The 18,903-nt window shown below is 66.9% G+C and carries 16 protein-coding genes; 7 read left to right on the top strand and 9 right to left on the bottom strand.

Going from position 1 to position 18,903, the window contains the following annotated elements; all coding sequences use genetic code 11:
• Positions 1–11: 11 nt before the first annotated feature.
• Together ACQR1E_RS27600 and ACQR1E_RS27595 are read right to left on the bottom strand one after the other, a co-directional pair.
• A complete protein-coding gene (locus ACQR1E_RS27600; RefSeq protein WP_316201987.1) occupies positions 12–791 on the bottom strand; it encodes an MBL fold metallo-hydrolase in 780 nt (259 codons plus the stop codon).
• Positions 788–1,708: a DMT family transporter gene (locus ACQR1E_RS27595; RefSeq protein WP_316201986.1), complete on the bottom strand. Its 921-nt coding sequence runs from the start codon at positions 1,706–1,708 to the stop codon at positions 788–790. Before ACQR1E_RS27595 ends, ACQR1E_RS27600 begins: the two co-directional genes overlap by 4 nt.
• A 97-nt stretch (positions 1,709–1,805) precedes the next feature.
• On the opposite strand from ACQR1E_RS27595, the gene ACQR1E_RS27590 reads away from it, so the two are divergent.
• Positions 1,806–2,672 (top strand): LysR family transcriptional regulator, encoded by an 867-nt coding sequence (locus tag ACQR1E_RS27590; RefSeq protein ID WP_434897820.1) that lies wholly within the window; start codon positions 1,806–1,808, stop codon positions 2,670–2,672.
• A gap of 247 nt (positions 2,673–2,919) precedes the next feature.
• Here the strand turns inward: ACQR1E_RS27590 and pdeM are convergent, their stop codons facing one another.
• From pdeM to ACQR1E_RS27570, 4 genes are all read right to left on the bottom strand, one after another.
• The gene (gene pdeM / locus ACQR1E_RS27585) at positions 2,920–3,573 is read right to left on the bottom strand and encodes a ligase-associated DNA damage response endonuclease PdeM (protein ID WP_434897870.1); all 654 of its coding nucleotides are present in this window, start codon (positions 3,571–3,573) and stop codon (positions 2,920–2,922) included.
• A 49-nt stretch (positions 3,574–3,622) separates the two neighbouring features.
• Positions 3,623–6,328, bottom strand: a complete 2,706-nt coding sequence (locus tag ACQR1E_RS27580) for a ligase-associated DNA damage response DEXH box helicase (RefSeq protein ID WP_434897869.1) — start codon at positions 6,326–6,328, stop codon at positions 3,623–3,625.
• 292 nt (positions 6,329–6,620) lie between these two features.
• Positions 6,621–7,850 carry an ABC transporter substrate-binding protein gene (locus tag ACQR1E_RS27575; RefSeq protein WP_316165587.1) on the bottom strand — a complete coding sequence of 410 codons (1,230 nt, stop codon included), beginning with the start codon at positions 7,848–7,850 and terminating at the stop codon, positions 6,621–6,623.
• A 108-nt stretch (positions 7,851–7,958) separates the two neighbouring features.
• Positions 7,959–8,885, bottom strand: coding sequence for a class I SAM-dependent DNA methyltransferase (locus ACQR1E_RS27570; RefSeq protein ID WP_315827973.1), 927 nt, complete (start codon positions 8,883–8,885; stop codon positions 7,959–7,961).
• 115 nt (positions 8,886–9,000) lie between these two features.
• Between ACQR1E_RS27570 and ACQR1E_RS27565 the strand changes: the two genes are divergently transcribed.
• From ACQR1E_RS27565 to ACQR1E_RS27545, 5 genes are all read left to right on the top strand, one after another.
• Positions 9,001–10,047, top strand: a complete 1,047-nt coding sequence (locus ACQR1E_RS27565) for a ligase-associated DNA damage response exonuclease (RefSeq protein ID WP_434897868.1) — start codon at positions 9,001–9,003, stop codon at positions 10,045–10,047.
• A complete protein-coding gene (locus ACQR1E_RS27560; RefSeq protein WP_315751266.1) occupies positions 10,044–11,918 on the top strand; it encodes an ATP-dependent DNA ligase in 1,875 nt (624 codons plus the stop codon). The genes ACQR1E_RS27565 and ACQR1E_RS27560 overlap by 4 nt, the downstream gene beginning before the upstream one ends.
• A 121-nt stretch (positions 11,919–12,039) precedes the next feature.
• Positions 12,040–12,348 carry a DUF6460 domain-containing protein gene (locus ACQR1E_RS27555; RefSeq protein ID WP_315717950.1) on the top strand — a complete coding sequence of 103 codons (309 nt, stop codon included), beginning with the start codon at positions 12,040–12,042 and terminating at the stop codon, positions 12,346–12,348.
• Positions 12,349–12,361: 13 nt separating this feature from the next.
• A complete protein-coding gene (locus ACQR1E_RS27550; RefSeq protein ID WP_315751264.1) occupies positions 12,362–13,096 on the top strand; it encodes an MBL fold metallo-hydrolase in 735 nt (244 codons plus the stop codon).
• A gap of 107 nt (positions 13,097–13,203) precedes the next feature.
• Positions 13,204–14,499: an MATE family efflux transporter gene (locus ACQR1E_RS27545; RefSeq protein ID WP_434841904.1), complete on the top strand. Its 1,296-nt coding sequence runs from the start codon at positions 13,204–13,206 to the stop codon at positions 14,497–14,499.
• Positions 14,500–14,570: 71 nt separating this feature from the next.
• Here the strand turns inward: ACQR1E_RS27545 and ACQR1E_RS27540 are convergent, their stop codons facing one another.
• Entirely contained in the window at positions 14,571–15,665 is a 1,095-nt protein-coding gene (locus ACQR1E_RS27540; RefSeq protein WP_315717952.1) for a quinone-dependent dihydroorotate dehydrogenase, read from the bottom strand.
• Positions 15,662–16,006 (bottom strand): DUF952 domain-containing protein, encoded by a 345-nt coding sequence (locus ACQR1E_RS27535; RefSeq protein WP_315717953.1) that lies wholly within the window; start codon positions 16,004–16,006, stop codon positions 15,662–15,664. The genes ACQR1E_RS27540 and ACQR1E_RS27535 overlap by 4 nt, the downstream gene beginning before the upstream one ends.
• A gap of 253 nt (positions 16,007–16,259) precedes the next feature.
• Here ACQR1E_RS27535 and ACQR1E_RS27530 point away from each other — a divergent pair, with 253 nt between their 5' ends.
• The gene (locus ACQR1E_RS27530; RefSeq protein WP_315751261.1) at positions 16,260–17,021 is read left to right on the top strand and encodes a carbonic anhydrase; all 762 of its coding nucleotides are present in this window, start codon (positions 16,260–16,262) and stop codon (positions 17,019–17,021) included.
• Between the two features lie 198 nt (positions 17,022–17,219).
• Here the strand turns inward: ACQR1E_RS27530 and ACQR1E_RS27525 are convergent, their stop codons facing one another.
• On the bottom strand, positions 17,220–18,866 hold the full coding sequence (locus ACQR1E_RS27525; protein ID WP_434897819.1) for a lysine--tRNA ligase: 1,647 nt from the start codon (positions 18,864–18,866) through the stop codon (positions 17,220–17,222).
• Positions 18,867–18,903: the final 37 nt, after the last annotated feature.

The following is an 18,903-nucleotide window of genomic DNA, read 5'->3' as shown; positions in this document are numbered from 1 at the left end:
TCTTTTTCGCGTCAGCGGGAGGAGCTGGGTGGCGAGGCGATCACCGTCCGCACACCGGGCTCCAGAAGCTTCAGCCGCGCACCGAACCCGAGCGCATCGAAGGTCTTGCGCAGGTCCTGTGCGCTCTGGCGGAAATGCGCCCAGCCATCCGTGTGAACCGGAACGATGGCGGCCTCGGCAAACACGCGCGCGGTCTCGATCGTGTCGTTGGTGTCCATGGTGAGGTGGAACGGCCCGCGTGTCTGCGCCGCTCCGGCAAAAGGCATCACGACGCCAGGCTTGAAACGCCGCGCCACCTCCGCCACGCCGTCATAGAACACCGTGTCGCCACTGACATAGACGGGCGCGCCGTGCTGCGGGATCAGGACGAAGCCGATCACATCGCCCGCGAGCGGCTCGATGCCGGCGGGACCATGGCGCGCCGGCGTCGCCGCGACCGTCAATGTCCTGCCGCCTTTGCTGAGCTGCGTCGTCTGCCACGGCGCCAATCCTTCCGCCAGCGCACCGAGCCTGCTTGCGCCGACTTCCGTCGTGAGCACGCGCGGTGCGCGCCTCAGGAAGGCGCGGCCGCCATGGTCGAGATTGTCGGAGTGCTGATCATGGCTCAGCAGCACCGCATCGACCTCCCCGATCGCCTCAGCGGTCATCGCTGGTCCAGTGAGCTTCTCCAGTACGACATGCGGCAATTCATAGCGGCCGGGAGCATCGAATGTGGGATCGGTCAGCAGGCGGAAGCCATCGATTTCGATAAGGGCGGTCGGGCCGCCGATCAGGGTGATCGCAACACTCATGACGATGCTCCAATGGTACGGGCCGGCGCCCGCGTGACCAGATAGATCCCGAGCGCGACGGGAACGACGCCGAGCAGGTCCTGCAGCGCCACGTGCTCGCCGAGCACCAGGAAGGCGAAGATCATCGCGAGCGGCGGCATCACGAAATGATAGGCGCTGGCCGCGGTCGCGCCGCATACTTTCAAGAGATGGAACCAGAGCACATAGGCCAGGATCGAGCCGCCGAGCACGAGGAAGGCGAACGCGCCGATCAGTTGCGCATTCGGCACGATCTCGCCCACGTGCGACACGCCGAGCGCGACCGGCCATAACACCAGCCCGGCTGAGAGGTTCTGGATGCCGTTGCCGACCCACAGGCTGCCCTGCGGGGCGAGCTGCTTGAACAGGATGGTGCCGGTGACGATCGAGGCCAGCGCCGCCAGCGTATAGAGAATGCCTTCGAGCTGGTCGGTGCCGACGGACATACGGTGCCAGACGATCATGGCGACGCCGATGGTGCCGAGCGCGAGGCCTGAGATTTTGCGCAGGGTCAGCGGCTCGCCCAGCAGCAGCGCTGCGAACACCGCGGTGAACACCGGATTGGCCGAGACGATCAGGCCGCCGAGCCCCGCCGACACGGTCTGCAGCCCGGTGTAGCCGAGACCGAGATACAGCGCGTTGTTGGCGATGCCGATGATCGCGAACACGGCCGCATCGCGCCAGCTCATGCGCAGCTCGCCCCGGACCGCCGGCACCACAAGAATGAGGACACCGGCGAGCGAGAAGCGCGCCGCGAGCAGCAGCAGCGGCGGACAATAGGTCACCCCGATCTTGCCGGCAACGAAGGCAAAGCTCCACAACAGGCAGAACAGGCCGATTTCGAGCGGCAGCAGGTTGGACTTCACGGCGCTCACGGCAACGGAGGATACGGACGACATCGGAGGTCTCCTTCGCCGCCGGTGTAGGGCTGTTCTTTCCCATTTGGAAATTAAATGATAGACTGACACTCAGTGGTTTTCCGAATGGAGGTCCCGCGTGCTCGATCTGGACCTGTTGCGCAGCTTCGTCTCGGTGGTCGAGGCCGGCGGCTTCACCCGCGCGGGCGAGCGCGTCCACCGCACGCAGTCGACGATCAGCCAGCAGATTCGGCGGCTGGAGGACGACCTCGGCCAGACGCTGCTCAACCGCGACGGCCGCGAGGTCACGCCGACCGAGGCCGGCGAACGGCTGTTGTCCTATGCCCGCCGCCTGCTCGCGCTCGCCGAGGAGGCCCGCGACGTCGTGGCGCGGCCCGGACCCGACGGCGCGGTGAAGCTCGGCATCCCCGAGGATTTCGCGGCCTACCGGCTCGCCAAGCTGCTCGCCGCGTTCTCGCGCGCCCACCCCGATCTGCGGCTCGACGTGCGCGCCGACCAGAGCCTCAACCTCAAGCGCGACATCGAGCGCGGCGATCTCGATCTGGCGCTGCTCAAGCGCGGTGCCGACGACGCACACGCAGCGATCGCGGCATGGCCGGAGCAGGTCTATTGGGTGACCAGCAAGAGCCATCCGGTCAACCTCGAGGCCCGCTCGCTGCCGCTGATCGGCTTCCCGCTCGGCTGCATCTATCGCACCCGCGCGATCCATGCGCTGGAGAGCGAGGGACGCGCCTGGCACATGGCCTACACCTCGTCGAGCCTCGCCGGCATCCAGGCCGCGGTCGCCGCCGGCATGGGGCTGAGCATTCTGTCCGACATGTCCGTGCAGTCGGAGCACCGCGTGCTGACGGCCCGCGAAGGTTTTGCGCCGATCGAGCGCACCGAGGTCGCGCTGGTCGCCTCGCCCGACGCCAGCCCGGCGACGCTGCGCCTGGCCGACCGGCTGGCCGAGTTCTGCGAGAAGGTGCAGGCGAAGGCGGCCTGACGGGCATTCGTCCGCGGCTCCGGCGACCATGACGCCACGAGGACGCTGCGTTCCCTCTCCCGCTTGCGGGGGAGGGCTAGGGAGGGGCCGTTCCGACGGCGGTGCGCTTGGCGCCCCCCTCTCCAACTCTCCCCCGCAAGCGGGGGAGAGGGCACAGCGGTGCGCGCGGCGGGCATGATCAGTCCAACTTCGAATGATCCGTTCGACCTCTGATCACTCATCCAACTAATGAATTTCCATCATCCAACTAATAGCACCGCGCCGCGGCGATGCTGTGCAGGCGCCTATCTCCCAGCACATGCGCGATGAAGGCGCGCTTCGGAAACAGCTTGGCGAAGGCCGCGTCGCGCACGCTCAGGCCCCCGGCATAGGCGCCGAACGCCGGCATCACGGCGCGCTCGCCATCGCAAACGAAGCAGCGCCGCTCCAGCGTGCGCGCTCGTGTCGCGACGCGCGCCTTCGGATGCAGATGGCCGGCGATCTCGCCGCGCGCGCCGGAGGGCTCGTGACGGAACGTCACCGCGCCGAGCGTGACCGCGTCGGCCAGTTCGCCGCCGATGCCGCGCGGGGCCGGATCGTGGTTGCCCGTGATCCAGACCCAGTCGCGGCCGACCTGCAGGTTGGCGATGCGGGCGCGGTCGTCGCCGGTGAGACGCGTATGCGCATCGCGATCGTGAAAGCTGTCGCCAAGCGCGATCACGATGCGCGGATTGTAGTGGGCGATCACGGCTGTGAGGCGATTGAGAGTCGCCACGGTATCGAACGGCGGCAGCAGGGTGCCGCGCGACGCGTAGCTCGAGCCCTTTTCCAGATGCAGATCGGAGACGACGAGCAGGCGCAGCTCGTCCCACACCAGCGCGCCGGAGAGATCGACGCGCAGCGCGGTGCCGGCGACGTCCATCATGCCCGATGCGCAGAAAGTCCCCCGCAAGTCCGCCTCGCTTCTCGATCTACCCCATCGCTTCCTTCACGAGTTCCTCGGCAGCCTCGGCCAGGAGCTCGTCGGCGGCCTCGCCATAGACGGATTCGCGGCCGATTTCCAGCATCACCGGCACCGCCAGCGGCGAGACGCGATCGAGTTCCCGATGGGTGATTCGCCCCTCGATGCGCTGGAGCATATCACCGAGCCGCTTCAGATCGAGCAGGCCGGTGGCGGCATCGGCGCGCGCCGCGCGCAACAGCATGTGATCGGGCTGATGCCGGCGCAGGACGTCATAGACCAGATCGGTCGAGAACAGCACCTGGCGGCGCGTCTTCTCCTCGGTCGTCGACCGCCGCGCGATCAGGCCGGAGATGATGGCGCACGAGCGGAACGTGCGCTTCATCAGCGCGGATTCGGCGAGCCACGCCTCGAGATCGTCGCCAAGCATATCCGGGTCGAACAACGCGGCGAGATCGAGCCGCCCCTGTTTGACCATCAGCGACATGTCGCCGAGCCCCCACACCGCAAGCGCATATTCGTTGGCGACGAAGCCGAGCGGCCGGGCGCGCGCCCGCTCGAGCCGGCGCGTCAGCAGCATGCCGAGCGTCTGATGCGCGAGCCGGCCCTCGAACGGATAGCAGACGATGTAGTGCTTGTTGGAGCGCGGGAAGGTCTCGACCAAAAGCTCGCGCCGGGCCGGGATGCGCGACACGTCCTTCTGCAAGGACAGCCAGTCGCGCACCTGCTCCGGCAACGCGCTCCAGGCGGTGCGGTCGTCGAGCAGGCCGCGCACGCGCTCGGCGAGATAGGTCGAGAGCGGAAACTTGCCGCCCATGTAGGACGGCACCTTCGGATCGGAATCATTGGCGCGCGACACATAGACCTGGTCCTCGGCCAGCGCCTCGTAGCGCACGATCTCGCCGCTGAACACGAACGTATCGCCGAGGGTGAGGCCTTCGATGAACGCCTCCTCGATCTCGCCGAGCAGCCGTCCGCCGCGCGCGATCGCGCCGGTCGTGCCCTTGGCCCCGCCGCGCGAGCGCACCAGCCGCACCTTCAGCATCGCCTCCTCGACAATGGTGCCGACGTTCAGGCGATAGCTCTGCCGCACCTTGGGATTGGCGACGCGCCAGCGTCCCCTCGCACCCTGCTTGATGCGGGCGAACCGCTCATAGGTCTTCAGCGCATAGCCGCCGGTGGCGACGAAGTCGACGACATCGTCGAAATCAGCGCGCGACAGCGACGCATAGGGGGCCGCCGTGATGACCTCCACATAGAGCTCGTCGCTGAGAAACGGCTCGGCGCAGGCGCAGCCGAGCACGTGCTGCGCCAGCACGTCGAGCGCGCCGGTACGCAAAGGCGGCGTGTCCTGCGCATTGTCGGCGATGGCATCGATCGCGACCGAGCATTCCAGCACCTCGAAGCGGTTGGCCGGCACCAGCACCGCCCGCGAAGCCTCGTCGAGCCGGTGATTGGCACGGCCGATGCGCTGCATCAGCCGCGAGCAGCCCTTGGGCGCGCCGACATTGATCACGAGATCGACGTCGCCCCAATCGACGCCGAGATCGAGCGAGGAGGTGCAGACGACGCCGCGCAGCCTGCCGGCCGACATCGCATCCTCGACCTTGCGGCGCTGCGCGACGTCGAGCGAGCCGTGATGCAGGGCGATGGCGAGATTGTCGTCGTTGATGCGCCAGAACTCCTGGAACAGCATCTCGGCCTGGCTGCGGGTGTTGACGAACACGAGCGTGGTCTTGTTTCGCTTGATCAGCTCGTACATCTCGGCCAGCGCATGGCGCGCGCTGTGGCCGGCCCACGGCAGCCGCTCCTGCGTATCGAGCATCTCGACCACCGGCGGCGCGGCGCCGCCGGCGACCACGACGTCGGCCGCGGATATGCCGCCGCACGGCTGCGGCACCAGGAAGCGCGCGAGCTGCTCCGGCTCGGCGACGGTCGCCGACAGGCCGATCATGCGCATGTCCGGCGCAAGCCGCCACAGCCGCGCCAGCGCGAGCGACAAGAGATCGCCGCGCTTGGAGGTGACCAGCGCATGCAGCTCGTCGAGCACGACGCGCTTCAGCGAGGAAAACAGGAACGGCGCATCGTCGGACGACAGCAACAGCGCCATCTGCTCGGGCGTGGTCAGCAAAATGTCCGGCGGATAGCGGCGCTGCCGCTGCCGCCGCGACACCGGCGTATCGCCGGTGCGAGTCTCGACCTTAATCGGCAGGCCCATCTCGGAGATCGGCGCCTCGAGATTGCGCGCGATGTCGACCGCGAGCGCCTTGAGCGGGGAGATGTAGAGCGTGTGCAGGCCGGCGGGTCGCGGGATGCGGTTCGCCGTCTGCTTGCTCTTTTCCGTGTTCGCGAGCTCGGCCAGTGCATTCGGCTTAGTGCCGGGTGCCACCATCGACACCGCCGCCGGAGGCCCCCCTCCCCGCCGCTCCCCCACAAGGGGGAAGGGAGTGGAGAGAGCGGATGTCTTGGCAAGAACAGAACGATGCTTCGGCGCGACGGCGGAGCCGAGCTCCACCAGGGTCGGCAGGAACCCGGCGAGCGTCTTGCCGGCGCCGGTCGGGGCGATCAGCAGCGCCGAGCGTTGCGCGCGAGCCTTCTCCAGCAGTGCCAGCTGATGCGCGCGCGGCGCCCAGCCGCGCGCCGCGAACCATTCGGTGAAATGGTCGGGCAGCGCGGCGCTGTCGTCGGGTGGGACTGGTGAGACGCGGGGCGGCACCGGGGGAAGGTAGGCAGTCACGCGCGGTTCGTCGAGGGTCGGGCGATAACACTCGACTGCCTCGACCACCTCCGCCGTCGGCCCAGCCCATGTTGGAGCGCACCGGCGCCTCAGCAAACTCCGTTGTCGTCCCTGCGAACGCAGGGACCCATAGCCACCGGCTTTTGTGGGACGATGACTTGCAGTGACGCCTCACCGATAGATTCCGCGGTATGGTTCCCTGCGTTCGCAGGGACGACACCGGAGAGTGCGGCCACAGCTCCGGTGTCATCATCCGATGGAGGGAAAATCCCTACTCCGTCATCGGCTTCTCGGAGATGCTCCAGTCCTTGCCGTCGAAGATCGAGATGTAGAGCGTCTTCATCGGCGTATAGTCGTCCGGCGTGTAGGCGTAATTGACGCCATCGAGGAAGAAGGGCGAGTGGAAGCCGGCGAGTGTCGTGGCGTGCTTGAGCACGTTCTCGCGGGTCAGCGTGTCGCCGCAGCGGCGCAGGATCTCACCCATCGACACCGCCTGGCCGTAGCCGGCATAGGCGATGGTGTTGTCGGGATCGATGTTGGGCAGGTACTTGGCGCGCAGCGCCTCGAAGCCCTTGACGTCGGGATCGTCCTTCCATTGCGGCACGCCGGCGTCCTTGGAATAGCGGATCGCGACGATGTCCTTGGCATTCTCGAGGCCGGCGGCAGACAGGATCGAACGGCCGGTCGAGCCCGCCGACAGCAGCTGCAGCGGCTTCCAGCCGAGCTCGGCCACCTTGCGGATCGACTGCGACGAGGCCTTGCCCGTGCTGATGTTGTAGAACACGTCGGCGCCCGACTTCGACAGGTTGATCAGCTGCGAGTCCACCGTCGGCTCGGTGAGATCGTAGGTCTGCTCCATGATCACCTGCGCCTTGCCGCCGGCGTCGGCCAGCACCTTCTTGAACGGCCCCAGGAAGTCACGGCCGAAATCGTCGTTCTGATAGAGGATGCCGATCTTGGCTTCCGGCTTCACGCTCAGCACATGCTTGGCGAGAATGCGCGCCTCCGTCGGATACAGCGGCAGGCCGGCCATGGTCCATTTGTAGTTCTTGGGGTCGTTCCACTTCGAGGCGCCGGTGTTGAGCAGGAGCTGCGGCACGCCCTTGGAGTTGAGGTATTTGTGCACGGCGGTCTGTGGCGCGGTGCCGAGCGAGCCGTACAGCGCCAGCACCTCGTCCTGCTCGACCAGCCGCCGCGTCGCCTCGACGCATTTCGGCGCGCTATAGGCATCGTCCATCGTCAGGAACTTGACCTTGCGCCCGTTGATGCCGCCCTGCTCGTTGAGCATCTGGAAATAGGCCTCGCCGACACGGCCGAGCACGCCATACAGCGAACCGGGGCCGGAATGCGGAATGGTCTGGCCGATCTTGATCTCGGTATCGCTGGCGCCGGCATCATATTTCTTCTCGGCGGCCCAGACATGGGGCGAAGCGATCGTCGAGGCGCCGATGGTCGCAAGCGCGGTGGCGCAGAAATCGCGCCGGGTCAGATGTTTTTTCACTTTTGTCTCTCCCTAGACTGCCGACATTTTTTGGCATCGGGAGAGCTGCGGCAAGAGCGAAGTTGCCGCATTGGACGCCGCGTGCAGCGCATTCAATAGCGTCTAGACTCAAGTCCTGGCCGCGACCACGGCCAGCCCGCGCACCGGCAACTGCTCCTCGGTCCGCGGCGACGCCGGCGCGAGATGGGCCAGCTTCAATCCCGCGGCTGCGATCACGCCACGGACATATTCCGCGCCATGGGCATAGCGCAGCCCCTTGCCCATGATGACACCGTCGCCGTCATGGGTCTCGACGGTCAAGGCCAGCAGTCCGCCCGGACTGAGCACACGTTGCGCCTCGCGCAACACCGGGCCAAGGTCGCCGACATAGACCATCGCATCGGCAGCAAGAATGAGATCCGCAGACGCATCGTCCTGGCGCTGCAGCCCTGCGGTCATGTCGTCGACCTCGAGCCCGGCATAGAGCCCGGTGGCGCGCGCTTCCGCGATCATGCCGGCCGACAGGTCGATGCCGATGATGCTGTCGACGTTCTTGGCGAACGCCGCCGCGCCCAGCCCGGTGCCGCAGCCGAGATCGATCGCGCGCTTGAAGTAGGCCGGCTTGCGCTCGGCCGCGCGCACCGCGAGCACCGCCTTGAACAGGATCGCCGGCGCGCGGTAGTTGAGCCGCTCGGTCAGCTCGGCCTCGAAGCGCGGCGCATACTGATCGAACAGCGACTGCACATAGGCCTTGGGCATGTCCGACAGCGGCGCGGCGCCGAGCTGCATCAGATGCACGGCGGCGCCGTGACGATCATCCGGATCGGCGGCACAGGCGTTCTGGAAGGCCGAGATCGCCTTGTCGGTTTCGCCCAGACCGAGACGGATCTTGCCGAGCTCGAACCAGGCCGAGGCGAAGTTGGGGGCGACCTCGATGGCCTGCTCCATCACCTCGGCGGCCGCGACCAGGTCGCCCTTCAATTGCAGGTCGCGGGCGAACTCGTAGCGGCGGTCGGCGATCAGATCGCCGGAGGACAGGAACAGGCGGTGGGGCATGGGAACCATCGTCGTCAATGCGAACTTCTCATCGAGGAGATGGATGCGCGGGTCAAGCCCGCGCATGACGACATGGAAACGGGCACGGCCTGAAAACGCGTCTTGCATGACCTATATGACCCACATGCGTCCGCAAGACATTCTGCTGCCCGTTCCGTCCGGCCTCTGCTGCAAGGCCGGCGGCTTTCACATCGATCCCGTGCGCCCGGTCGAGCGGGCGCTGATCACCCATGGCCATTCCGACCACGCCCGCGCTGGCCACGGCGCGGTGCTGGCGACCCAGGAAACGCTCGACATCATGCGGCTGCGCTATGGCGACAACTTTGCAGGCTCCACGCAGGCGATCGGCTATGGCGAACGGATCAGGCTGGGTGACGTCACCGTCAGTTTCCACCCTGCGGGCCATGTGCTGGGCTCGGCGCAGATCAAGGTGTCCTGCGGCGGCACCTGCATCGTCGCCTCCGGCGACTACAAGGATGCGCGCGATCCGACCTGCGCACCGTTCGAGCTGGTGCAATGCGACGTCTTCATCACCGAGGCAACGTTCGGCCTGCCCGTGTTCCGTCACGGCGACGCGGCGCTGGAGGTGAACAAGCTGCTGGCCTCGGTGGTGCTGTTTCCCGAGCGCGCGCACCTGGTCGGCGCGTACTCGCTCGGCAAGGCGCAGCGTGTCATCGCGCTGATCCGCGAGGCCGGCTATGATCGGCCGATCTACCTGCACGGCGCGATGGACAAGATCACGCGCTACTATCAAGACAAGGGAATCGCGCTCGGCGAGCTCCGGCCCGTGAAGGGCGTCAAGAAGGCCGAGCTTGCCGGCACCATCACCCTGGCGCCGCCGAGTGCGACCTCCGATCTGTGGACCCGCCGCTTTCCCGATCCCGTCACCGCCTTCGCCTCGGGCTGGATGCGGGTGCGCGCCCGGGCCCGGCAGCGCGGCATCGAGCTGCCGCTGGTGATCTCGGATCATGCCGACTGGGACGGGCTCACCACCACCATCGCCGCGACCGGCGCAGGCGAGGTGTGGGTCACCCATGGGCAGGAGGACGCGCTGGTGCATTGGTGCCAAGCCAAGGGACCCGCGGCCCGGCCGCTCGATCTGGTCGGCTACGGCGACGAGGAGGAAAGCGAGGTGGTGGCCACGGAGGACGCCGAGGCATGAACCGCTTCGCCGAGTTGCTCGACCGCCTCGCCTATGAGCCCGGCCGCAACAACAAGCTGCGGCTGCTGACGTCGTACTTCCGCGAGGTCGAGGATCCCGATCGCGGCTACGCGCTTGGTGCGCTCACCGGCGCGCTGTCGTTCAAGCACGCCAAGCCGGCGCTGATCCGCGACCTGATCGCCGCGCGCACCGATCCGGTGCTGTTCGCGCTGTCGTATGATTATGTGGGGGATCTCTCGGAGACCGTCGCGCTGATGTGGCCGAAGGACAGGGCGCATCATCAGCAGCTCGTTCCTGGGTACCCCCCTCCCCACCCCTCCCCCACAAGGGGGGAGGGAGCGCTGACGCGTTCGGAGTTGCTGTCTCGGTCTGCATCGAGCATCGCTCCCCCTTCACGTCTCTCGTCCCCCACAGCCGCTCTCTCCGTTCCCTCCCCCCTTGTGGGGGAGGGGCAGGGAGGGGGGCACCCCACGGGCGGTCTCACGAGGGACCCCACACCCGGCCACAACGACCCGCCACCGCCGACGCTGACCGAGGTTGTCACCACCTTGCGCACCCTCGGCAAGACCGAGATGCCGCGGCAACTCGCGCAATGGCTGGATGAGCTCGACGAGACCGGGCGCTGGGCACTGCTGAAGCTGGTCACCGGCGCTTTGCGCATCGGCATCTCCGCGCGCCTGGCCAAGACCGCAGCGGCCGCGCTCGGCGACAAGGACCCGCACGAGGTCGAGCTGATATGGCCGGGGCTGTCGCCGCCCTATCTCGACCTGTTCGCCTGGCTGGAAGGCCGCGGCGACAAGCCGGTCAATCGCGATCCCGCGCCGTTCCGGCCGGTGATGCTGGCGCATGCCGTCGAGGACGACGACTTCGCCGGCATGAACGCGGCCGACTACATCGCGGAATGGAAGTGGGACGGCATCCGCGTGCAGGCGGTGAGCGGCCGCGAGACCGATGGCCGCATCGTCACGCGGCTGTATTCGCGCAGCGGCGAGGACATCACCGCTGGTTTTCCCGACCTTTTGCCGTCGCTGCACCTGCCCGGCGCGCTCGACGGCGAGCTGCTGGTGGTGCGCGATCACCGCGTGCAGAGCTTCAACGTGCTGCAGCAGCGGCTGAACCGCAAGACGGTGTCACCGAAGCTGATGAAGGAGTACCCGATCCACCTGCGCGCCTACGACCTGCTCGGCGACGAGGAGAACGATCTGCGTGAGCTGCCGTTCGCCGAGCGGCGTGAACGGCTCGAGGCTTTCATCAAGCGACTCGACGAACCGCGTGTCGACTTGTCGCCGACCATCGCGTTTTCCACCTGGGACGAGCTGAAGGCCGCGCGCGCCAATCCCGCATCTGCCGGCGCAGGAGACGATGCCGACGCGGTGGAAGGCGTGATGCTGAAGCGGCGCGACGCGCTGTATCTGCCCGGCCGGCCCAAGGGACAATGGTGGAAGTGGAAGCACGATCCGCACATCATCGATGCCGTGCTGATGTATGCTCAGCGCGGCCACGGCAAGCGTTCCTCCTATTACTCCGACTACACGTTCGGTGTCTGGACGGCGGGAGACGGCGGAGATCAGCTCGTGCCGGTCGGCAAAGCCTATTTCGGCTTCACCGACGAGGAGCTCTTGCAGATCGACCGCTTCGTCCGCCGCAACACCACCGAGAAGTTCGGTCCCGTTCGGCATGTCGTGCACGAGCCCGAGCAGGGGCTCGTGCTCGAAGTGGCGTTCGAGGGCCTGCAGCGCTCGCCGCGGCACAAATCCGGCATCGCGATGCGCTTTCCGCGCATCAGCCGGCTGCGCTGGGACAAGCCGCCGCGCGAGGCCGACCGGCTGGAGACCCTGGAGCGGATGTTGAAGAGCGAGGCGCCGGCGTGACAGCGCCGGGAACATTAATTGCCGGTAACAGGCTTGCGGCGCTGAGCCGGGTTCCCCACCTGCCCTGCCGTGCCTTATAATCGGGATCGCGAATCCGACGAACCCGCCTGGAGACGATGCCATGTCGAACGACGTCAGGGACTATCCGGCCCGCGCCCGCAGCTCGGATGGCCTGTACCGTTTTCTCGGCGGCTCGCCGCTGTCGGTGGCGTTCCGGCTGGTACTGCTGTCGATCCTGGTCGGCGTCGTGCTGTCGGCGATCGGCTTCGATCCGCTGAACATCCTGCACAGCATCCGGCTGCTGTTCATCCGGCTCTACGAGCTCGGCTTCGACGCCTTCAACTGGCTGTGGCGCTACTTCCTGCTCGGCGCGGTGATCGTGATCCCGGTCTGGCTCCTGTCGCGGCTGTTCGCCCCGCGCGGCCGATAGAGAGCCACAGCCGATGCAGCTCCGCTTCGTCGGCTGCGGTGACGCGTTCGGCTCGGGCGGCAACTCCAACACCTGCTTCCATCTGACCGGCGCGCAGACGAACCTTCTGATCGACTGCGGCGCCTCGTCGCTGCCGGCGCTGAAGCGGCTCGGCATCGCCAGCAACGCCATCGAACTGATCCTGATCACGCATTTCCATGGCGATCATTTCGCCGGGCTTCCCTTCCTGCTGCTCGACGCGCAGTTTTCGAAGCGGACGCTGCCGCTGGTGATCGCCGGCCCCGCCGGCATCACGGCGCGGCTGACGCAGGTGATGGAAGCGCTGTTCGAGCATTCGTCGCGCACGCCGCGGAAATTCGAGCTGTCCGTGATCGAGCTTGAACCGGAGCAGACGACGCGCTTCGGCGAGGTCTGCGTGACGCCGTTTCCAGTCGTCCACGGCAGTTCGGGCGGGCCGTTTCTCGGCTACCGGATCGAGGCGGAGGGCAAGGTCGTCGCCTACACCGCGGACACCGAATGGACGGAGAGCCTGATCCCGCTCGGCCGCAACGCCGACCTGTTGATCGCCGAGGCCTACACCTACGACAAGGCGGTGAAGAACCACCTCAGCCTCGCGGTGCTGGAGGCGCATCTCGATGCTATCCGGCCGAAGCGGCTGGTGCTCACCCATATGAGCGACGACATGCTGGGCCGGCTGGACCGCATCGGCCATGTGGCCGCGCATGACGGCATGAGCATCGACCTCTAGCCGGGAGGCGCGAAAGGCCGCTAAGAACGGCAGGAACGCGCGTGCCGCGCGCTCCGCCAATCAACGGGCCATTCTTGACCGCTTCAGCCAAAGTCACGACCGCGCAGGTGTTCGACATCGCGGGTCCCGCGATGATCGCCAACCTGACGACGCCGCTGATCGGCATCGTCTCGACCACGGCGATCGGCCGGCTCGGCGAAGCGGCCATGCTCGGCGGCGTCGCCATGGCCTCGGTGATCTTCGACTGCCTGTTCTGGCTGTTCGCATTCCTGCGCGCCAGCACGCTCGCCTTCACCGCGCAATCGCTCGGCGCCGGCGAGACCGACGAGATCCTGATGGTCCTGATCCGCGGCCTGGCGCTGGCCGCGCTGATCGGCGTCAGCCTGATCGCGCTGCAACTGCCGCTGGGGGCAATCATCTTCGACCTCATGGGCGGCAGCGACGCCGTGCTCGGCGCGGCCCGCACCTACTTCATGGTCCGGATCTGGTCGGCGCCGCTGGCGCTCGCCAACTACGTGCTGCTCGGCTGGCTCGTCGGATTGGCGCGCGCACGGCTGGCGCTGGCCATTCAGGTCGCGATCAACCTGATCAACATGGCCGCGACCATCCTGTTCGTCCAGGTGCTGCAGGCCGGCATCGCCGGCGCGGCGATTGCCGCCGTCATCGCGGAGACGGTCGGTGTCGCGATCGGCCTCGTGCTGGCGCGCCGATTGGTCAAGGCCGACGCCCGGATGTCGCGCGCGGCGCTGCTCGACCGCGCCAAGCTAATGCACATGATGGCCGTCAACCGCGACATCATGATCCGCACTGCGGCGATGATCGTCGCCTTCCTGTTCTTCACCTCACAGGGCGCGCGCGCCGGCGACACGACGCTGGCCGCCAACGCGGTGCTGAACAATTTCCTGCTGGTGGCCGCGTTCTTCCTCGACGGCCTCGCCAACGCCGCCGAGCAGCTCTGCGGCTATGCGTTCGGCGCGCGCAACCGCGGCGCCTTTTCCGGCGCCACAAGGCTGGTGCTTGCCTGGGGCTTCGGCTTCGCGCTCGCGGTGGCCGCGATCTTCGCGCTGTTCGGGCCGGTGCTGATCGACGTGATGACGGCAAGCGATGCGGTGCGCCGCGCGGCGCGCGACTATCTGCCGTTCGTGGTGGCGTCGCCGCTGCTGTCGGTATTCGCCTTCGCATTCGACGGCGTCTATATCGGCGCCACCTGGGCGCGCGACATGCGCAACCTCATGGTGGCGGCGCTGGTCGTCTTCCTCGGCACCTGGCTGGCGCTGCGCGGCTTCGGCAATACGGGCCTGTGGATCGCGATGCTCAGCTTCTACGCGGCGCGCGGCGGCTTCCAGGCCGCACGCTATCCGGCGCTGCTGCGGGCGTCGTTCGGCAACAAAGAGAGTTTGTAGGGGGCGCTGTATCGCGCAGCGCGCTTTGCGACCCCGCTCGCCCTACACTCTTCGCCGAAGATCAAGCGCATCTAAACCGGCCAGTCCTCGGCGGTGATCGTCGCGGCGTCCGCACCAACGATCTCCGACAGCGAATCGCGTCCCGTGCGCAGCAGGGTCGAGGTCAGGTCGGCCTTGATGCTCTCGACCAGGCCGAGGCCCTTGTAGACCAGCGAGGAATACAGCTGGATCAGGCTGGCGCCGGCGCGGATCTTGGTGAGCGCGGCGCCGCCGGTGTCGATGCCGCCGACGCCGATCAGCGGGAACGCACCTTCGACGCGCACGAAGGTCTCGGCCACCATGCGGGTCGATAGCCGGAACAGCGGCCGCCCGGACAGGCCGCCCTGCTCCTTGGCGCGCAACTGCTCGCGCAGCGAGCTGGGCCGGGCGAGTGTCGTGTTCGACACGATCATGCCGTCGACTCCGCGCGAGCGGGCGACATGGACGACGTCGTCGAGCTCGGCGAGGCTGAGATCGGGTGCGATCTTGAGTAGGACCGGCGTATCGCCGGCTTTCCGCCGCACGCGGTCGCGCGCCTCGAGCACCTTGGACAGCAGCTCGTCGAGCTGAGACGCCTGCTGCAGGTTGCGCAGGCCCGGCGTGTTGGGCGAGGAGATGTTGACGGTGAAATAGCTCGCCACCGGCGCGAAGGTCTCGATCAGCCGGACGTAGTCGGCGACACGGTCGACCGAATCCTTGTTGGCCCCGACATTGACGCCGACGATGCCGCCCTGGTGGGCGCGCCCGGCCAGGCGCCGCAGCACGATCTCGGCGCCGTCATTGTTGAAACCCATGCGGTTGATGACCGCCTCGTCGCGCTCCAGCCGGAACAGCCGCGGGCGCGGATTGCCGCTCTGCGGCCGCGGGGTCACCGAACCGATCTCGACGAAGCCAAAGCCGAGCCGCAGCAGCGCGTCCGGCACCTCGGCGTTCTTGTCGAAGCCGGCGGCCATGCCGACCGGATTCGGGAAGTTCAGGCCGAAGGCGCGCACCGCGAGCTTGGCATCATCCGGTCGCGGCTTGATCGCCGGCAGCAGCTTCAGGCCCTGGATGGCAAGCCGGTGCGCATCCTCGGCGTCGAGCCAGCGGAGCAGCGGCAGCGAAAGCTGGTCGAAGGCGCGAATCACGGCTTGAGGTCCGGAATGTCGTGGCCGCCATCGGCACGGCTGTGCATCTGGTGAACGCCGGTCACGGCGCCGAGATCGAGCTCGCCATACAGATGCGGGAACAGCTCGTCATTGCGCGAACGCTCCCAACGCAGCGCATGGCCGAGCGCGTCCGCCTCGACCTCGACCAGGAACAGCGCGCTCTGTCCCGAAAAGTGCTTCCGCGCCGTCTCCGGCACCTGGGAGGCGGTCGAAAAATGGATGAACCCGTCGCGCAGATCGTCCGCGCTGCCACGGTAGACGCCCAGCCGCTCCGCCTCGCGCCAGGCCGAAGCTGAGCAGATTTTGTAGATTTTGGGCACCTTTGCGCGGTCCTGGCTTGAGCTTGAGTTTGCTGATGTTTTCGGGAGCGGCCGACCGTATCGGCAGGGGGCAGCGAACTCAAGCATCGTTTGCCCAGGACAGTCCGGCGGCCGACCCGCTCAGGTTGTATCCGAGTGATGCGAGGTCGCGGGGATGCAACCGGTTCCTCAGCAAGAGTTAACCTGATTCGGCTTTCCTGTTGCGCGCGATTCGCAACCGATCATGCCCACGCTTGAACCTTTGGAGATTGTCATGGACCGCCGCCACGTCTTGAAGGCCCTTGCGGGGCTCGCTCTCTGCCCCGTCTGCGCTACCCCGGGCTTTGCCGCCGAAGGCGCCCCGCATTGGAGCTATGAGGGCGCGACCGGGCCGGCCAAATGGGGCGATCTCGACGCGGCCAACAAGGTCTGCGGCGTCGGCACCCAGCAATCGCCCATCGACATCGAGCACTCGACCCGGGCCCAGCTGCCCGACTTCAGGCTGAACTGGGCCAGGACCGCCGACACCATCGTCAACAACGGCCACACCATCCAGCTCAACTTCGCCGATGGCAGCAGCACCATGAAGCTCGAGGGCACCACCTACAAGCTGCTGCAGGTGCATTTCCATCGTCCGAGCGAGCACCAGATCGGCGGCAAGAACTATCCGATGGAGGCGCATTTCGTGCACCGCGCCGCCTCCGGCGGCCTCGCCGTCGTCGGTGTGCTCATGACCACCGGGCGTCCCAACCCCGCCTTCGCGCAGATCGTCGCGACGATGCCGGACAAGGAGGGTCCCGCGGTCAAGGCCGATCCGCGCATCAACCCCAACATGATGCTGCCGGCACGCCGCTCCTATTATCGCTATGCCGGCTCGCTGACGACGCCGCCCTGCTCAGAGGTGGTCGAATGGCTGCTGTTGAGCGAGCCGGTCTCGGTCGCGGAAGCGGACGTGGCGAAATTCGCCAAGCTGTATCCGATGAACGCCCGCCCGGTGCAGAAGCTCGACCGCCGCTTCGTGCTGCAGGGGGTGTAGTTCATTCGGCTCCGGCGGCTTCGAGCTGAAGCGGCCGCCACAAACTCCGCTGTCGTCCCCGCGAAGGCGGGGACCCATACCGCGGAAGCTGGATTGTTTTGGAAGGTGGCGGAGACCCTCCGCCAAATTGTGTCCGGTGGCTATGGGTCCCGGCGCAAGGCCGGGACGACACCTTTGGTGGCGCGATGAGCTTGGCAATCACGCGCTGCGTGCCAATGCCCCGTCGATCATCGCCGCCGCATTGTTGACGCCGTAGACCGCGACGAAGGACCCAAAGCGCGGGCCCTTCTCCTGGCCGAGCAGCACCTGGTAGAGCATGTTGAACCAGTCGAGCGAGACACCGGGGCGGCCGTCCTTGCCCTTCTTGGCGTGGTCGAGGAACGGCTCGCGGCGGCCGATCTCGTAGACCACGTTCTGAATGTCCTCGGCCGTCGCGTCAGCCGGCAGGTTCGACAGCGCATCGCGCAGGTCCTGCAGCGCCACGCGCTCACCCTCGGTCGGCTCGCGGAAGGTCTTGGTCGGCGCCACGAAGTCGCGATAGTAGTTGATGGCGTAGCCGACCATCGCGTCGAGCTTGGGATGGGTCTGCGGCGTCACGCCCGGCCGGTAGCGGCCGATGAACCCCCACAGCGTCTCGGCATTCTCCGCGTTCGACGACGACACCAGGGTCAGCAGCAGCTGGAAGGTGACGGGCATGTCGGCCTTCGGCGGCTTGCCGGAATGGATGTGCCAGACCGGGTTGCCGAGCTGCTGCTTGGCGTCCTGCTTCGGAAAGCCTTCCAAGAACTGCTGGTAATCGTCGACGTTGCGGGGGATGACGTCGAAATACAGCCGCTTCGCCGCCTTGGGCTCGCGATACATGAACAGCGACAGCGATTCCGGCGAAGCGTAGCGCAGCCATTCGTCGATGGTCAGGCCGTTGCCCTTCGACTTCGATATCTTCTGGCCCTTCTCGTCCAGGAACAGCTCGTAGTTGAAGCCCTCCGGCGGCGTGCCACCGAGCGCCGCGCAGATCTTGCCCGACAGCTTCACCGAGTCGATCAGGTCCTTGCCGGCCATTTCATAGTCGACGCCCAGCGCATGCCAGCGCATCGCCCAGTCCGGCTTCCATTGCAGCTTGCAATGGCCGCCGGTGACCGGAACGGTCATGCGCTCCCTGGTTTCGGGATCGTCATAGGAGATGGTGCCGGCCTTGGCGTCGTGCTCGACGATCGGCACGTACAGCACGAGGCCGGTGCGCGGGCAGATCGGCAGGAACGGCGAGTAGCTCGCCGCGCGCTCCTCGCGCAAGGACGGCAGCATGATCGCCATCACCTTCTCGAGCCGCTCCAGCATCCGCAGCAGCGCCGCGTCGAACTTGCCGGAGGTGTAGTACTCGGTCGACGAGGCAAACTCGTAGTCGAAGCCGAACCTGTCGAGGAAGGCGCGCAGCCGCGCATTGTTGTGCGCGGCGAACGAGGGATATTCGTTGGAGAACGGGTCGGGGATTCGCGACAGCGGCTTGCCGAGGTGGGTGGCCAGCATCTCCTTGTTCGGCACATTGTCCGGCACCTTGCGCAGGCCGTCCATGTCGTCGGAGAAGGCGATCAGGCGGGTCTTGATCTTGTCCTCGGTCAGCACGCGGAAGGCGTGGCGCACCATGGTGGTGCGCGCGACCTCGCCGAAGGTGCCGATATGCGGCAGGCCGGACGGACCGTAGCCGGTCTCGAACAGCACCTCATCCTTCGGATTCTTCTTCAGCCGGTTGACGATCGCCTTCGCCTGCTCGAACGGCCAGGCGTTGGAGTTTTCGGCGAGCGCGCGCAGGTCGCTCGGGCTGGTTGGGACGAGATCGATCGTGGACATCGTGAAAAAGACTTCTCCGAAGACGTCAGTGCAAAAC

The sequence above is a fragment of the Bradyrhizobium sp. HKCCYLRH1030 genome, assembly GCF_051168395.1.
GTDB lineage: Bacteria > Pseudomonadota > Alphaproteobacteria > Rhizobiales > Xanthobacteraceae > Bradyrhizobium.
Note: the sequence above shows the minus strand (reverse complement) of the source record. Positions and strands in the feature narration are given on the sequence as shown.

Excerpts from the sequence above, each read along its gene's own strand:
- pdeM (WP_434897870.1), bottom strand. The coding sequence starts at position 3,573 with ATGGACGTCGCCGGCACCGCGCTGCGCGTCGATCTCTCCGGCGCGCTG.
- ACQR1E_RS27570 (WP_315827973.1), bottom strand. The coding sequence starts at position 8,885 with ATGCCCCACCGCCTGTTCCTGTCCTCCGGCGATCTGATCGCCGACCGC.
- ACQR1E_RS27560 (WP_315751266.1), top strand. The coding sequence starts at position 10,044 with ATGAACCGCTTCGCCGAGTTGCTCGACCGCCTCGCCTATGAGCCCGGC.
- ACQR1E_RS27595 (WP_316201986.1), bottom strand. The coding sequence starts at position 1,708 with ATGTCGTCCGTATCCTCCGTTGCCGTGAGCGCCGTGAAGTCCAACCTG.
- ACQR1E_RS27555 (WP_315717950.1), top strand. The coding sequence starts at position 12,040 with ATGTCGAACGACGTCAGGGACTATCCGGCCCGCGCCCGCAGCTCGGAT.
- ACQR1E_RS27565 (WP_434897868.1), top strand. The coding sequence starts at position 9,001 with ATGACCCACATGCGTCCGCAAGACATTCTGCTGCCCGTTCCGTCCGGC.
- ACQR1E_RS27550 (WP_315751264.1), top strand. The coding sequence starts at position 12,362 with ATGCAGCTCCGCTTCGTCGGCTGCGGTGACGCGTTCGGCTCGGGCGGC.
- ACQR1E_RS27525 (WP_434897819.1), bottom strand. The coding sequence starts at position 18,866 with ATGTCCACGATCGATCTCGTCCCAACCAGCCCGAGCGACCTGCGCGCG.
- ACQR1E_RS27530 (WP_315751261.1), top strand. The coding sequence starts at position 16,260 with ATGGACCGCCGCCACGTCTTGAAGGCCCTTGCGGGGCTCGCTCTCTGC.
- ACQR1E_RS27600 (WP_316201987.1), bottom strand. The coding sequence starts at position 791 with ATGAGTGTTGCGATCACCCTGATCGGCGGCCCGACCGCCCTTATCGAA.